15 protein-coding genes are annotated in these 14,740 nt (G+C 39.3%); 11 read left to right on the top strand and 4 right to left on the bottom strand.

The features are described from left to right. Nucleotides 1–44: 44 nt before the first annotated feature. On the bottom strand, nt 45–944 hold the full coding sequence (gene hisG / locus AB4153_RS13905; protein WP_102526256.1) for an ATP phosphoribosyltransferase: 900 nt from the start codon (nt 942–944) through the stop codon (nt 45–47). 600 nt (nt 945–1,544) lie between these two features. Between hisG and AB4153_RS13900 the strand changes: the two genes are divergently transcribed. The 8 genes from AB4153_RS13900 to rnd all read left to right on the top strand — a co-directional run bounded on the left by AB4153_RS13900 (nt 1,545) and on the right by rnd (nt 10,722). Beyond that, the gene (locus AB4153_RS13900) at nt 1,545–3,470 is read left to right on the top strand and encodes an ATP-dependent DNA helicase (RefSeq protein WP_102526255.1); all 1,926 of its coding nucleotides are present in this window, start codon (nt 1,545–1,547) and stop codon (nt 3,468–3,470) included. A gap of 332 nt (nt 3,471–3,802) precedes the next feature. Further along, nucleotides 3,803–4,510: a tRNA (adenosine(37)-N6)-threonylcarbamoyltransferase complex dimerization subunit type 1 TsaB gene (gene tsaB, locus AB4153_RS13895; RefSeq protein WP_371997852.1), complete on the top strand. Its 708-nt coding sequence runs from the start codon at nt 3,803–3,805 to the stop codon at nt 4,508–4,510. 63 nt (nt 4,511–4,573) lie between these two features. Continuing rightward, on the top strand, nt 4,574–5,020 hold the full coding sequence (locus AB4153_RS13890; protein WP_371997851.1) for a hypothetical protein: 447 nt from the start codon (nt 4,574–4,576) through the stop codon (nt 5,018–5,020). Further along, the gene (locus AB4153_RS13885) at nt 5,013–5,699 is read left to right on the top strand and encodes a M50 family metallopeptidase (protein ID WP_102526252.1); all 687 of its coding nucleotides are present in this window, start codon (nt 5,013–5,015) and stop codon (nt 5,697–5,699) included. Before AB4153_RS13890 ends, AB4153_RS13885 begins: the two co-directional genes overlap by 8 nt. 71 nt (nt 5,700–5,770) lie before the next feature. Further along, on the top strand, nt 5,771–6,640 hold the full coding sequence (locus AB4153_RS13880) for a class I SAM-dependent methyltransferase (protein WP_371997850.1): 870 nt from the start codon (nt 5,771–5,773) through the stop codon (nt 6,638–6,640). A 49-nt stretch (nt 6,641–6,689) separates the two neighbouring features. Next, nucleotides 6,690–7,622, top strand: coding sequence for an alpha/beta fold hydrolase (locus AB4153_RS13875; RefSeq protein ID WP_371997848.1), 933 nt, complete (start codon nt 6,690–6,692; stop codon nt 7,620–7,622). Nucleotides 7,623–7,856: 234 nt separating this feature from the next. After that, nucleotides 7,857–9,530: a long-chain-fatty-acid--CoA ligase FadD gene (gene fadD / locus AB4153_RS13870; RefSeq protein WP_371997847.1), complete on the top strand. Its 1,674-nt coding sequence runs from the start codon at nt 7,857–7,859 to the stop codon at nt 9,528–9,530. A gap of 79 nt (nt 9,531–9,609) precedes the next feature. Further along, nucleotides 9,610–10,722, top strand: a complete 1,113-nt coding sequence (gene rnd, locus AB4153_RS13865; protein ID WP_229369599.1) for a ribonuclease D — start codon at nt 9,610–9,612, stop codon at nt 10,720–10,722. A gap of 169 nt (nt 10,723–10,891) precedes the next feature. Here rnd and minE read toward each other — a convergent pair whose 3' ends face one another. From minE to minC, 3 genes are read right to left on the bottom strand one after another with little or no spacing between them, the layout of a single operon-like run. Next, on the bottom strand, nt 10,892–11,152 hold the full coding sequence (gene minE / locus AB4153_RS13860; protein ID WP_102526247.1) for a cell division topological specificity factor MinE: 261 nt from the start codon (nt 11,150–11,152) through the stop codon (nt 10,892–10,894). 2 nt (nt 11,153–11,154) lie between these two features. Then, on the bottom strand, nt 11,155–11,964 hold the full coding sequence (gene minD / locus AB4153_RS13855; protein WP_102526246.1) for a septum site-determining protein MinD: 810 nt from the start codon (nt 11,962–11,964) through the stop codon (nt 11,155–11,157). A gap of 28 nt (nt 11,965–11,992) precedes the next feature. Continuing rightward, the gene (minC, locus tag AB4153_RS13850; protein ID WP_102526245.1) at nt 11,993–12,658 is read right to left on the bottom strand and encodes a septum site-determining protein MinC; all 666 of its coding nucleotides are present in this window, start codon (nt 12,656–12,658) and stop codon (nt 11,993–11,995) included. A 120-nt stretch (nt 12,659–12,778) separates the two neighbouring features. Between minC and AB4153_RS13845 the strand changes: the two genes are divergently transcribed. From AB4153_RS13845 to AB4153_RS13835, 3 genes are all read left to right on the top strand, one after another. Beyond that, nucleotides 12,779–13,057 (top strand): YcgL domain-containing protein, encoded by a 279-nt coding sequence (locus AB4153_RS13845; RefSeq protein ID WP_102526244.1) that lies wholly within the window; start codon nt 12,779–12,781, stop codon nt 13,055–13,057. Nucleotides 13,058–13,241: 184 nt separating this feature from the next. After that, a complete protein-coding gene (locus AB4153_RS13840; RefSeq protein ID WP_248955781.1) occupies nt 13,242–14,216 on the top strand; it encodes a lytic transglycosylase domain-containing protein in 975 nt (324 codons plus the stop codon). A 42-nt stretch (nt 14,217–14,258) separates the two neighbouring features. Next, a complete protein-coding gene (locus AB4153_RS13835; RefSeq protein WP_102526242.1) occupies nt 14,259–14,699 on the top strand; it encodes a YcgN family cysteine cluster protein in 441 nt (146 codons plus the stop codon). Nucleotides 14,700–14,740 lie beyond the last annotated feature (41 nt).

The raw sequence follows: 14,740 nt of genomic DNA, 5'->3' as shown, positions 1-14,740 counted from the left end.
TTTCGTTAACGCTAGTATTTTTATATGCTGATGAGTTATTAAAACTAGCCAGCCATTTTTTCAATTGGCATCACTAGAATTGAGCTAGCACCGAGCGCCGTTAACTCTTCCATTGTGTCCCAGAATAAATCTTCTGTGCTAACTGCGTGAATTGCGACGCGATCAGTATCATCGTTAAGTGGTAAAACCGTTGGGTTTTCAGCACCTGGCAGTAGGGCTACAATTTGATCTAATGTTTCTCTAGGTGCGTGCAATAAGATGTACTTACTTTCGCGGGCACGAACTACGCCGTTCATGCGAGATAAGATTTTATCGATTAATGCTTGTTTACCGGGCTCTTGCTCTTCAGCTGACTGGATAATACAAGCCATTGATTGGTAGATAACGTCAGTTTCGTACAATCCATTGGCTTCAAGGGTTGCACCTGTTGAAACTAAATCGCAAATCCCATCAGACAGACCCGCACGCGGTGCGACTTCAACAGAGCCTTTTAACATACAGTCACTGTAGTTAATGCCTTTTTCCTGCATATAGCGGCGAAGCAGGTTAGGGTATGAAGTGGCAATGCGAAGTCCTTCAAGTGAGCTGGCATTTTCATAGCTAAACTCATTTGGTACGGCTAATGATAAGCGACAAGCACCAAAGTCTAATTCACGCAGTTTTACACACTCAGCTGGCTTGCCTAAAGTTTGGCGTTCAATTTGTTCTTCTTCGAGAACATTCTCGCCAATAATACCTAAATCAACGACACCATCCATGACTAAACCTGGAATGTCATCATCACGTACACGTAGTAAATCGATTGGCATATTGTCAGCGTGAACGATGAGTCGTTGCTCATTCACATTGAATTTAACGCCACAACTTTTCAATAATTTTTGTGACTCTTTTGATAGTCGACCAGATTTTTGAATCGCAATACGCAGTCTGTTATTTTCGCTCATGGTGTAACCCCTAATAAATTTAATATAAAAACAATAATTTAAGCCTAAAAACTAAAAAACCCCTGAAATTTCTTTCAGGGGTTTGTGTATTTTTTTACAACCGCCTGAAGGAAATAGTCCTCCGGCAGTAAGCATCCGAAGGCTACCGCAAATGGTGATGATGATGGTTTGTATCGATTCGGATGAACATAATAAATTCTCTTTAAATTAGCTTGTGTAATTTCATTACAAACAATCTAACCCCTTTTAAATTTGTTTGCAATACAGAATAAAGACTTATTGTGATTTTTTTCAAAATAAAAAATATAACTTATATCAGTATGATTTTTAGACTTATTTTTGTTCTGTTTGTATATACAAGTAAGCGAAACACTGCTGATATATCGACAGCTTTTATTGTGAAAATTTTATAAAGAAAATGAAAGTAAGAAAGTTAATTTCAAACTTAGTCTTACTCGTCAATTCAACTTAATATTTAATGTTACCTAGTATTTGAATTGTTAAGCGTGCTAATTACATAGATAATATGATAGATAAAAGCCGTTAGTCTGATAACCCCATAAAAAGTGGTACCAATGAGTTCATCTTTAAGAGTTAATTGTGAGCAGTAGATTACAAAAAGAAGTCGAATTAGCTTTTTCATCTGAAGGCGCTTTAGCGAAAAGTATTCATCAATACCGACCAAGACAGAGCCAGTTTGATATGGCAATGGCGGTGAGTGATGCCGTCGCTAATAAGCACAATCTCATTTTAGAAGCGGGTACAGGTGTTGGTAAAACTTATGCTTATTTGATCCCTGCATTATTGAGTGGCAAACAAGTTATCATCAGTACCGGCAGTAAAAACCTTCAAGAGCAATTATTTTTTAAAGATTTACCCTTATTGCTGAAAATGTTTTCTGTCGCGCCAAAAACTGCTTTATTAAAGGGTCGCAGTAACTATTTATGTCAGCTAAGGCTTGAGAAAAACCTGCAGAACATCAGCAAAATGTCTCCTCAAGTGGTAGATGAACTCATTAAGATCAACCAGTGGGCCAGTATGACCAAAGATGGTGATATTGGAAACCTGACTGCCGTTGCTGAAAACTCTGCCACTATTGGCACGGTGACTAGCACTAAAGAAAGCTGTACGGGTAAAAAGTGCGCTTATTACGATGCTTGCTTTAGTCGTAAAGCAAAAATTAAAGCCCAGGATGCAAAAGTGGTGGTGGTCAATCATCATTTGTTTTTTGCTGATCGCTTATTAAAAGACACAGGCTTTGCTGAATTATTACCTGAAGCGGACGTGGTGGTGTTCGATGAAGCGCATTTAGTGCCAGATGTTTGCATTAATTATTTTGGCCAACAAATTGCCACGCGAGATATAGACCGTCTATTAAATCAGGTGATTGATGTTTATCGCACCGAGCTGCGTGACACCATCCAATTAGAGCAATTAAGTCAGCGAAGCTTAGTGAAATTATCCCATTGGCAAAACGAGTTACTGGAAGCTGAAGTGACCGATTGGCGCCAAGTCATATCGAACAAATCACTTGCGACTCAATCATGGGACTTATTAACCGAGCTGACGATAATTTTGAAGGTCACCACTGAGCATGTCGGGCGTAGCGAGACATTAGATTCTATCGTCACTCAACTTGCTACTTTGATAGGCAATTTGCAGAGCTATTTTGAATGCCATGATCAAAACGCCGCGTACAGTGTTGAACCTAGTGGCCGCTTTACCATGTTGAGAGTTGCGCCAATTAATATTGCCAAACAATGTCAGCAGTTATTTGATAAAAACACTCAATGGATTTTTACCTCAGCGACATTGCAAGTAAACCGTCAGCTTAAACATTTCGCAGACGAATTAGGTTTAGGAAAAGCAAAACAAATTATTCTAGATAGCCCATTTGATTACCCAAATCAGGCGTTATTTTGTGTGCCAAGGCATCTGGCTAAATCAGGCCAATCTGCGGCTAATGTCAATCAACTCGTTGATGTTTGCACTCAAGCGATTAATGCAGCGCAAGGCCGTACCTTTATTTTATTTACCAGCCATCACATGCTACAGCAAGTGGCAATAGCACTGCAGCGTAAGGTCAATTACCCTTTATTAGTCCAAGGCCAAGCCAGTAAGCAAAGCTTATTGAATAAATTCCGTCAGCTCGGCAATGGGGTTTTACTGGGTACTAGCAGTTTTTGGGAAGGCATTGATGTTAGGGGGCGTTTATTAAGTTGCGTGATCATTGATAAACTGCCATTTGTATCACCTGACGATACCTTATACCGTGCAAGGGCCGCCAATGCAGAGCGAAGTAATAAAGATCCATTTCAGACTATTTCATTACCGCAAGCAGTGATCAGTTTGAAGCAAGGAGTAGGGCGTTTGATAAGGGATGAAAAAGATCGCGGCGTATTAATTTTGTGTGATAACCGTATAGTGAACCGTCCATATGGTGAGGCTTTTATTAACTCTTTGCCGCCAATGAGCCGTACTCGAGATTTAGATACTGCGTTAAGCTTTTTAAAACGTATCCCATAAGTTATTATATCGTCCATTATTTAAAGATATATTCTAGGGCCTGTTGTTCTTTGCTGGTTAAGTTTAGTTCGAAATAAAAGCGTTGTAATCGAGGCGGATGAGTTGATGCCTAGTCATCTAAGCATCTTTTATTGACAAAGATGCATCCCACAAAGAGTAAAACGCTTTTAATCGAACCCCTTGGGCAGCGTTTGTTGGCCATTTTTACTACGTTATCGACTTTTTATGTAGAATAACTACACTACAAAGTCTCTGCCTTGTAATAATGGCCAATAACTCGCTGCATAAACAATCTTGAAAGATCAACAGGCCCTAGGGTTAACAAGGCTTACATGACTCAAATTGATTCAGATTTAACAATACTTGCATTAGATACTTGTACAGAATCTTGTTCTGCGGCTTTAATTAAACAGCAGCAACGATTTAGCCGCTCAGCCAATGCACCAAGAGAGCATAGTCAGCGTTTATTGCCAATGGTTGATGAAGTATTAAAAGAAGCCGAGATCAAAATTGCTGATGTAAACTTGATTGCATATGGCCGTGGACCTGGGAGCTTTACCGGGATCCGTATCTGCACAAGCATGACGCAAGGTTTAGCCCTAGGACATGATATTCCTGTTATTGGCATATCGACGTTAGCGACAATGGCACAAATGGCCATTGACTCAGCTGATGCAAAACAAGTTTTTGTCGCTATTGACGCTAGAATGAATGAAATCTACTGGGGTCAGTTTATTGCAGTCGACGGCATTGCGACTTTGGTTGGCGAAGAGTATGTGACCAACCCAGATAAAGTCACGCTTACGTTAGATCCTAAGCAACAAATTATGCTTTGCGGCACAGGCTTTGATGCTTACCCAGATTTGTTAGCTGAAGTTGATTCAATCATCATGACAGATATTAAACTTCCTGATGCTGCAGCTATGCTTAAGTTAGCTAAGGTTGGTTTTGAGCAAGGTTTATCTACGACCGTTGATGAATTAGCACCAGTTTACCTTCGGGATACTGTGACTTGGAAAAAGCTTCCTGGCAGAGAATAACCTAGGTTATCATCACATTTTGAATCTGTGCACGTGAGTTAATTAATCAAAGGAGGACAATTTATGCAACCAGCTATGCAATCAACTATGCACTCATCAATGCAATCATCAATGTATTCGGCCGTTCAGCCATTGTCTTCCTATAACCCTTTCTCAATCAGTAATGGTTCGGCACCTCAGGCTATTAAGCCAAACGCTTCAGCTCAAGTAGATGCTGTTAGTGATGTGTCAGCCATTAAAGCGCAATCAAAAACCAACGCTGCAGTTAATAACGTTAATCAAAATGATGGCCAACTTGTTCCTGACAATGAGCAAGTACTTTATTTTGATGAGTCAGCGATAAAATCTGCTGTTGATGCCAAAGTACAATATGATCAACAAACATCAAGTCATGCTCATCAGCATCATTCTCAAGGCAGTGAAGGTGCAATAAAAGAATACTTGCTCAATCAGCACGCTGCTCAACGGGATCAAATTCAACAAATGGTGGGCATTGATTTATATGCATGAACCTAAGCCGAAAAGCTTATCTGCTATTCCGTCCAAAGGGTTATTTTTTCTAGAACTTTTTGTGGCATTTCTTATTACCAAATTGCCTTTTATTAGCATCCCATTTAAATGGTTTGAAAGTTACTTTCATGAAATTTCTCATGGAATAGCCGCTATTATTACCGGTGGTATGGTTAATCAAATCCAGTTATTTCCAAACGGTGCGGGCTTGTGTTTCACCCAAGGTGGCTTTGCGCCATTAATCACCTTCAGTGGCTATTTTGGCGCTGCGCTTTGGGGATATCTTATATTTTTATTAGCCACATGGCGCGCCGGAATCCGCTTTACTTTAGGTTTACTAGGCTTAACAGTCGTGGCATCTATTGTGTTTTGGGCGCGAGATATACTCACCATTGGTATTCTCATTTCTCTGGCAATGTTTTTATTACTTCCGCTTAAATTTGACCATAGTGCCTGGTTGAATAGTTTATTGCGTATGCTCGGTCTTATGATTGTGCTCAATGCCATGACAAGCCCTACGGTATTATTTGGGCTATCTACTCAAGGTGATGCAGCTAAGCTTTCTCAGCTTACTTGGTTGCCTTCTTGGCTCTGGGTCATCATGTGGTTGGTGTTTAGTTGTTTTATGTTATGGATGTGCTGGCGAAGAGTTGACGACAAAAAGCCAGAAACAGTTTAGAGTGATCAACTTAGCAACATTTGCCGTATCAGTTGCTGATTTTAAAAGACAATTTCTTCAGGGAGAAGACAATGAAACGTACGTTACTATTAACCACTGCGCTGGGATTAAGTACACTAGGTTTTGCCACAGTCAGTAGTAGTGTCATTGCACATGACCATGCAAGCAGCGAAAAAGTCCAAGCAGTCAAAATTAACCCACAACTTGCAGCAGCCGTTGCGAGTGAATTTCGTAGCGAAAAAAATGCTGCACGTGATGAACATCGTAATCCAGCTGAAACTCTCACGTTTTTAGGTATTCAAGCAGATGATACCGTTATTGAACTATGGCCAGGCGGTGGTTGGTACACTGAAATTTTAGCGCCTTACTTAGCTGAAAAGGGCAAGTACATTGGTGGTATTTTTGAGACTAACCCGAAAGAAGATACTAAACGTACGCAGTACTATGCTAAATCGGGCAAAAAATTTGAAACTTGGTTAAGTGACAATAAAGAAGCGGTAGGTAATGCTTCAACCGTGACTTTCCAGCCTCCTGCATCAGTTGATTTAGGTATCGATAATAGTGCTGATTATGTACTGACTTTCCGAAATCTTCATAATTGGGCTGGTCAAAAACAGCTAGAAAATGCGTTCACTGCATCTTATAAAGTACTTAAAGATGGCGGAATATTTGGGGTTGTTGAACATCGCGCAAACCCAGGAATGTCGTTTGACAGTGGCTACATGGATCAAGCTGAAATGATTGCATTAGCTGAAAAAGTGGGCTTCACTTTGGTTGCTGCATCTGAAATCAATGCGAATCCAAAAGACACTAAGGACTATGCGAAAGGCGTATGGACATTGCCTCCACGTTTAGCCCTAGAAGATCAAGATAAGCAAAAGTATCTTGATATCGGCGAAAGCGATCGTATGACACTTAAATTTGTCAAAAAAGCTAAGTAATCGTTTAACTAAAATACGTATTTGTATTTAGCAAGATAAGAAGTCTGAAATGAATGAGTCAATTGCAAAATCGCAGCAGTATGAGGATGTCGATTTTCAATTGGCTCATATTCGTTTAGCCGCCAAACGTTATGGCGATAAAAATAAACCGATATTACTCGCGCTACATGGCTGGCTAGATAATGCTGACAGTTTTGTGCCATTGGTCAACGCATTTCAGCAGCTTAACCTATTCAATGACTTTCAATTGATTGCGATAGATTGGCCGGGTCATGGCTTTTCACAACATCGTCCTGGGCATTATCCACTGCATTGGATAGATTACCTTTATGATTTAGATGAGTTGATGACAAAGCTAACTAGAGAGCAATCAGTCACAATCATTGGTCATTCACTCGGCGGTATTGTTGCAGCAGCTTATAATGCTGCTTTTCCAAACAAAGTCACTCAACTAGTGTTAATTGAAGCTCTAGCGCCTTTATTTGAGTCTGTTAAACATTCAAAAGAGCGACTCACTCGCAGTTTTAAACAGCACCATCGATATAATCAAGCAGTGCTGCAACAATCTAAGCAACAACAATCTAAGCAAGCCCAAGAACCCAATAGGCAATTATCCATTGAACGTGCAGTCAATGCCCGTCATCAATTAACTGGCATGGACAAACAGTGGTGCGAGTTAATTATTAAGCGTAATCTTGAAATTAAAAATCAGTGTTATTGTTGGAAAAGTGATCCGCGTTTAAAGCTTGATTCACCTTATAGATTAACCTTTGAACAGGTTGACGCTTTAATGAGCGTCAGTGACACACCATGCCTATTAATATTAGCCGAACAGGGCTTTAAACAGTTAAAATTAGCTTTGCCTCAAGCAACATTGTGGTTTAACGATTTAACTGATGTGCAAATAGAAGGGGATCATCATTTGCATATGGGCAGCGCGGACCAAGTTGCTAACACGATTAGAACATTTATTCTAAATTAAGCCTTTAGCAGTGCAAAATCACTAGGCTTTTTTTTTCATTTATGTGATTATGGTCTAAATTTAAACGGTCGTATGATTTTTTGTATGGCTGAGAATAATAATTAACAATAACGTTTTTACTGTCGCTAGTATCAATAAAAATAATTTACGCTAGCTTAAGATGCAGTGTTTTTGACACCGTGATTATTGAAGCCATTGCTTCATAGCATGTGTCAGGATAAATAGGAGAAACTTGTGGACCAGCCTTGGATAAATAATCTACCAGAAAACGTACCGGCGGAAATTGATACTAATCAATTTACTTCTTTAGTCGATATGTTTGAATCTGCAGTATCAAAGTATGCTGACCAACCTGCATTTATTAATATGGGGGCGACATTAACTTACCGTAAGTTAGAAGAAAGAAGTCGTGCATTTGCAGCCTATTTACAAAATGAATTAAAGCTTGAAAAAGGTGACAGAGTCGCCTTAATGATGCCTAACTTATTGCAATATCCGATTGCATTATTTGGCGTGTTACGTGCTGGAATGGTAGTAGTTAACGTCAATCCGCTTTATACCCCACGTGAACTAAAACACCAATTAGTCGACTCTGGTGCCAAAGCCATTGTTGTCGTATCTAATTTTGCACGTACGTTAGAAGAAGTGGTTGCTGAAACGCCTGTAGAGTCAGTGATCATTACCGGTCTTGGAGATCAACTAAGCGCACCCAAACGTACATTAGTTAATTTTATTGTTAAATACATCAAGAAGATGGTGCCAAAGTATGATTTGCCTCATGCACTTTCTTTTAGGCAGTCATTAACTAAAGGTCGCCGCCTGCAGTATATTAAACCTGAAATTAACGCTGAAGATTTGTCATTCTTGCAATACACAGGTGGTACAACTGGTGTATCCAAAGGGGCGATGCTTACCCATGGCAATGTGTTAAGTAACGTTTTACAAGCTAATGGCGCATATTCACCAGCGCTTAAAGACGGCACAGAATTTGTTGTTACTGCATTACCGCTTTATCATATTTTCGCATTAACGGTTAACTGCTTATTGTTCCTTCATAAAGGCAGTAAAAACTTATTAATCACTAACCCTCGTGATTTACCCGCTTTTGTGGGCGAACTTAAAAAGTATCCTTTTACTGCGTTAACTGGGGTAAACACCTTGTTTAATGCCTTAGTCAATGATGAAGATTTTAAGAGTCTAGATTTTAGTCGTCTAAAATTGTCAATTGGCGGTGGTATGGCGGTGCAAAAAGCGGTTGCTGATAAATGGCAGAACATTACTCAAACCCGCTTACTTGAAGGTTATGGCTTAACTGAAGCTTCACCATTGGTTACGTGTTGCCCATATAACCTTGACGGTTACAATGGATCTATTGGTTTCCCTGCACCATCAACGGACATTCAAATCCGTGATGATGAAGGCAATGTGTTAGCACAAGGTGAGACCGGTGAATTGTTTGCTAAAGGTCCGCAGGTGATGAAAGGTTATTGGCAGCGCCCTGAAGAAACAGCTAAAGTCATTGATAAGAATGGCTGGTTAGCGACAGGGGATATCGGTTACATGGATGAAAAGGGCTTTTTCTTCATTGTTGACCGTAAAAAAGACATGATTCTCGTTTCAGGATTCAATGTATTCCCTAATGAAGTTGAAGATGTCGTTGCATTGCACCCAAAAGTGATTGAAGTTGCTGCTGTTGGCGTACCAAATGATGCCAGTGGTGAACTAGTTAAAATATTTGTTGTTGCTAAAGATAGCAGTTTAACTGATGCCGATATTATTAAGCATTGTCGTCATCATTTAACAGGATATAAGGTACCAAAGCTGGTAGAATTCAGAGATGAGTTACCAAAATCCAATGTAGGTAAGATTTTACGACGAGAACTTCGAGACGAAGTTAAATCAGCGTAAAGTAGAGCCGGCAATAGCCGGCTTTTTATTGCATCTCATTTATGCTTACATTGGCGCTAAGTTAATACTGGAGAGAATTTTGTTATCGTTTGAATACATTAGCGACCAAGCAAGCCTTGAGCAATTAGTCGCTCAATACCAGCAAAGTGAGTTACTGGTATTAGATACCGAGTTTGTCAGAACAAGAACCTATTACGCTAAGTTAGGTTTAATTCAAGCATATGACGGTAAAACGTTGGCTTTAATTGATCCAGTTGCTTTACCTGATTTAAGTTGTTTTTGGCAGTTATTATCCGACCCGAAAATCACCAAACTAGTCCATTCGTGCAGTGAAGATTTAGAAGTGTTTGCCCGTTATGGTCAATGCCAGCCATCGCCATTATTTGACAGCCAAATTGCAGCCAGTCTATGCGGTTTAGGTCATGGTGTTGGTTACGCAAAATTAGTGCAGCTGTTTTTAGACATTGAAATTGACAAAGGCGAGTCGCGTACTGACTGGATGAAACGTCCGCTAACAGATGCGCAGCTTCAATATGCAGCCAATGATGTTTACTACCTATATAAACTTTACCCAGAACTGTTAGCTAAAGTTACTGAAGCTAAAAGAATGGATTGGTTACTTGAGGAAGGTGAGCGCATGACTGACGGGCGCTTAACGCCGCCTAATGAAGAGCTTGCTTATTTAAAAATCAAAAACGCATTTCAGTTATTCCCAAAGCAGTTGGCATACTTGAAAGTGTTAGCGACATGGCGATTACAAAAAGCGTTAAAGAAAGACTCAGCGCTTGGTTTTATCATTAAAGATCATGCGTTGATTGCGCTCGCTAAAAAACAGCCTAAAACGGTAACTGAGCTGAATCAGTTAAATGATTTAACGGATCATGAGAAACGTTTTCATGGCAAAGAGTTAATCAAAATACTGCAAACTGCAGACTTAGAAAACTTACCTGAAGCCGTTGACGTTATTGCACTTAAGAATGGTTACAAAGCATCATTTAAAGAAGTTAAGGTTATTTTAGCGGCCATTGCTGAAGAAAAAGAAGTAGCAATTGAGTTTATTGGATCAAAACGTTTGATACATGAATTCTTGCTATGGCTTCATCATAAGAAACAAACGCCAACGCCTTTGTTATTGTCGGGCTGGCGCGGCAAGCTTGTTAATGAAGCGCTTGATAATATCAAATTTGGATAAAATTTCCTGTAATTGACTGTGTCAATTGCTATAAATCGAGTCAATAAAAAAGCCTAGATAATCCAATGTTATCTAGGCTTTTTTTATGCATATTAATCAGATACTGACTTACTCATACGACTAGCTCATTCGAGCGTTACATCATATGACCATCAATATATGCCTAAGGTCACTTACCGTCAGGTAAGGTTACATTGAGCTCTAATACTGAGAGTTTGTCATCATTTTGGTCAAGTTGCACTGACACTTGATCTTCAGATATTTGTACATACTTACGAATGACTTCAATGATTTCTTGCTTCATTTTAGGGAAGTAATCAGGCGCATCACGCTCGCCGCGTTGATGGGCGACAATTATCTGCAAACGCTCTTTTGCTGTAACAGCAGTATTCGGTTTTTTATTGCTTCTGAAATAATCGAGTATTGACATAATTAGCTACCAAAAATCCTTTTCAAGAATCCCTTTTTCTCTTCAGTAAGGAACCTAAACGGCACTTCCTCACCAAGTAAACGTTGTACTGTATCAGCGTAAGCTAAACCTGCGTCGCTTTCGTCATCGTTAATGACAGGAATGCCTGAGTTAGAGGCTTTGAGTACAGCTTGCGACTCAGGAATAACCCCCAATAATTTGATGGCTAAAATTTCAGACACATCCTCAACACTGAGCATCTCACCTGTTTTAACTCTAGCAGGTGAATAACGAGTTAGTAATAAAAACTCTTGAATTGGTTCAAGATTTTGTTCAGCGCGGCGAGAACGGCTCTGCAACATACCTAAGATACGATCTGAATCTCGTACAGAACTCACTTCTGGGTTTGTGGTTACGATAGCGATATCTGCAAAATAAAGCGCCATCATTGCACCTTGTTCAATACCCGCTGGTGAGTCACAAACAATGTAATCGAAATCTTTGCTTAATTCGTCAAGTACACCGCCAACGCCTTCTTTGGTTAACGCATCTTTGTCACGGGTCTGGGAAGCAGGAAGAATAAACAGTTTGTCGCAACGTTTATCTTTGATGAGTGCTTGATTTAGATTCGCTTCACCATTAATGACATTGACAAAATCATAAACAACACGGCGTTCACAACCCATAATTAAATCAAGGTTACGTAAACCGATATCAAAATCGATTACGACGGTTTTTTTGCCTTTTAATGCTAAGCCGGTTGCAATCGCAGCGCTTGACGTTGTTTTACCAACGCCGCCTTTACCTGATGTGACAACAATTATTTGTGCCATTTGTTATTATATCCTTTTAAGTTGCCAACTATTGAGGCAATGATTCAACCATGAGTGTATCGCTAGTTAAGCGGATGCAACCTCGCTGATCGCTACAATGCTGCTGCAAATGTTCTGCTAGCCAATATTGCCCAGCAATTGAAACTAATTCTGCATCGAGTGAGTTTGCAATGATAATACTGTTTCTATCACCAGCAGCTCCAGCCATAGCTTTACCGCGTAAAGCGCCATATATATGAATGCTACCATCTGCAATGACTTCAGCACCATTACCGACCGCACCAAAAATGATTAAATCGGCATTTTTTGCATATATTTGCTGCCCAGAACGCACATTTTGTTTAATGATTTTGGTTTCTTTTGTCGGAGCTGGCATGTTTTTGGCTTGTTTGCCTGATTTTACGATGGCTAAGCCTAATGTTTTAGCCTGCTGACTAATGCTTTCATTAGCAGATGTTACACCAACTATGATCAGTTGGTTATCAGTAAGAAGTTGTTTTAATGCAGCGAGATCAACATCATGACTTTCAATTGCGCTTAAATTTAAGATTAAAGGCGCACCAATGAAAAACTGGGGTGCTTGAGATAACTTAGTATCTAAATCAGCAGCAATGGCGTTAAAATCATGTGTATTAATATGAAGTACTGAAAGAGTAAAAGATGTGGCTTTCAACTCAAGACTTTGTGTGGCCATCCAGGCGTTAATCTCCAAAAGTGTCAGTATGAGAACTGAATTGCAATAATTTATTAATTGTCCATGTTATAGTGTGCGTAGTTGACTATCAAGCAAGAAACAGAGGAATTTAACCCCAAAATGATATGTGCCGTATATAAAAGTAGCCGAAAACTTGATACCTACTTATTTGTTGAGAAACGTGATGTTTTTGATGCTGTTCCAGAACCTTTAATGAAAATGTTTGGCACGCCTAAGTTGGTCATGTTGGTTCCATTGTCTAAAAGAGAAGAACTTGCGATGGCTGATATCGAAAAAGTCAGATCTGAATTAGCTGACAAAGGTTTTTATCTTCAGTTACCACCACCGGTGACAAATTTATTGGATGAGCACCGTAAAAGTTTAGGGCTCAGTGATTAAAGTCGCTTATATTATAAGTGATGATTTATTTTGGAATATTGGTTTGTTTTGAATTCCAGTTTGTATAAGATAATATCTTGATTTTATGTGGTTATGTATTGGGTATTTCGACGTTAACACAAATGTGTTAACGTTAAGTTAATAAGAACAAAAACAGCAATAATGAGTTAATTTAGGACAATTTATGATTGGGAAGATCATTTCATCTGTAATAGTAACTTTTTTTACTATTAATTTGGCATATGCTCAACAGAGCGTCAGTTTTGATGATTACTTAGCTACATTAAAAGATAAAGCCTTGCTTGCTGGTGTATCACAGACCACCATTAATGAACATTTTTCAAAAATTAAAGTGTTTAAGCGTGCTACTGCAAACGGTTCTAACAGAACAATAAACCTTGAAAGTTACATTCCTCAAAATGCACCAGAAATTACTGTCAGCACAGCCCGAGCAATGTTTAAAGAGCAACATGAATCGCTAATTGCTTTAGGTGACCGTTACGGCATTCAGCCGCGTTTTTTAGTTGCCTTATGGGGGATGACCTCGGAATTTGGTGAGCAAAAAGGCAATTTCCCAATTCTATCTGTAACAGCATCTAATGCATATTCAGGCAACAAAGAGCAATTTTTTGTTGATGAGTTTATTGCAGCGTTAAAAATTCTGGATAGTACCCAAATACAATATGAACAACTTATCGGTTCATCAACAGGTGCCATGGGGCATATGCAATTGATGCCTTCGCAGTATTTACAATACGCTCAAGATGGTAATGGCGATGGATTAAAAGATATTTGGAATAACCAGTTTGATGCTTTTGCAACTGCAGCTGCGATGTTAAAAGATGCTGGCTGGAAAAATGATGAGACTTGGGGTCGACAGGTGAGCTCAATAAATCCAATAGACAGTTATATGGTTGGCACTGAATATAATGAGACATTCACTGAATGGCAAAAATTAGGTGTTAGACGTTATAACGGTAATGACTTACCTAAACGTGATGATATGCAAGTATCATTATTAATGCCTGATGGTGACAAAGGTCGTCAATATTTGGTTTATAATAATTTCCGCTTATTACAAGCATGGTCAGTTAAAGAACATTTTTTACTCACTGTGACTTACCTTTCAGAACGAATTAAAAATCCTCCAATCAATTAATGGTACAATGTCGGCAATGTAACGCTAATGCTGTATTGAACTATGTCATTTTGGATTGAAAAAAAACTGCACGAATTAACCACCGTACAATGGGAATCATTGTGCGATGGTTGCGGCAAGTGCTGCTTAAACAAATTAATTGATGATGAAACTGAAGAGTTGTATTACACCGATGCCGCTTGTCATTTATTAGATGATGAATCATGTAATTGTCGTCGTTATCCTGAACGTTTTAAATACGTACCAGCATGTACAGCCATTACGGTTGATAATGTCGCTGAATTGACTTGGTTACCTGATTCTTGTGCTTATAAACGCCTCAATGAAGGCCGAACGTTACCAAGTTGGCATCCGCTTATTACGGGCTCTAAAGACGCTATGCATGCGGCGGGGATATCAGTAAAAGGCAAAACCATTAATGAAAAACGTGTCCGTGATGTTTTTGACCATATTGTACTTTGGCCTTTAAAAGACATCGATTAGTTTGCATCGAAAATCGTTATAATACCCAACAAAAAAGCACT

The sequence above is a fragment of the Shewanella sp. 10N.286.52.E4 genome (assembly GCF_041468785.1).
GTDB lineage: Bacteria > Pseudomonadota > Gammaproteobacteria > Enterobacterales > Shewanellaceae > Shewanella > Shewanella electrodiphila.
Note: the sequence above shows the minus strand (reverse complement) of the source record. Positions and strands in the feature narration are given on the sequence as shown.

Excerpts from the sequence above, each read along its gene's own strand:
- hisG (WP_102526256.1), bottom strand. The coding sequence starts at position 944 with ATGAGCGAAAATAACAGACTGCGTATTGCGATTCAAAAATCTGGTCGA.
- tsaB (WP_371997852.1), top strand. The coding sequence starts at position 3,803 with ATGACTCAAATTGATTCAGATTTAACAATACTTGCATTAGATACTTGT.
- AB4153_RS13890 (WP_371997851.1), top strand. The coding sequence starts at position 4,574 with ATGCAACCAGCTATGCAATCAACTATGCACTCATCAATGCAATCATCA.
- AB4153_RS13885 (WP_102526252.1), top strand. The coding sequence starts at position 5,013 with ATGCATGAACCTAAGCCGAAAAGCTTATCTGCTATTCCGTCCAAAGGG.
- AB4153_RS13880 (WP_371997850.1), top strand. The coding sequence starts at position 5,771 with ATGAAACGTACGTTACTATTAACCACTGCGCTGGGATTAAGTACACTA.
- AB4153_RS13875 (WP_371997848.1), top strand. The coding sequence starts at position 6,690 with ATGAATGAGTCAATTGCAAAATCGCAGCAGTATGAGGATGTCGATTTT.
- minE (WP_102526247.1), bottom strand. The coding sequence starts at position 11,152 with ATGTCAATACTCGATTATTTCAGAAGCAATAAAAAACCGAATACTGCT.
- minD (WP_102526246.1), bottom strand. The coding sequence starts at position 11,964 with ATGGCACAAATAATTGTTGTCACATCAGGTAAAGGCGGCGTTGGTAAA.
- minC (WP_102526245.1), bottom strand. The coding sequence starts at position 12,658 with ATGGCCACACAAAGTCTTGAGTTGAAAGCCACATCTTTTACTCTTTCA.
- AB4153_RS13845 (WP_102526244.1), top strand. The coding sequence starts at position 12,779 with ATGATATGTGCCGTATATAAAAGTAGCCGAAAACTTGATACCTACTTA.
- AB4153_RS13840 (WP_248955781.1), top strand. The coding sequence starts at position 13,242 with ATGATTGGGAAGATCATTTCATCTGTAATAGTAACTTTTTTTACTATT.
- AB4153_RS13835 (WP_102526242.1), top strand. The coding sequence starts at position 14,259 with ATGTCATTTTGGATTGAAAAAAAACTGCACGAATTAACCACCGTACAA.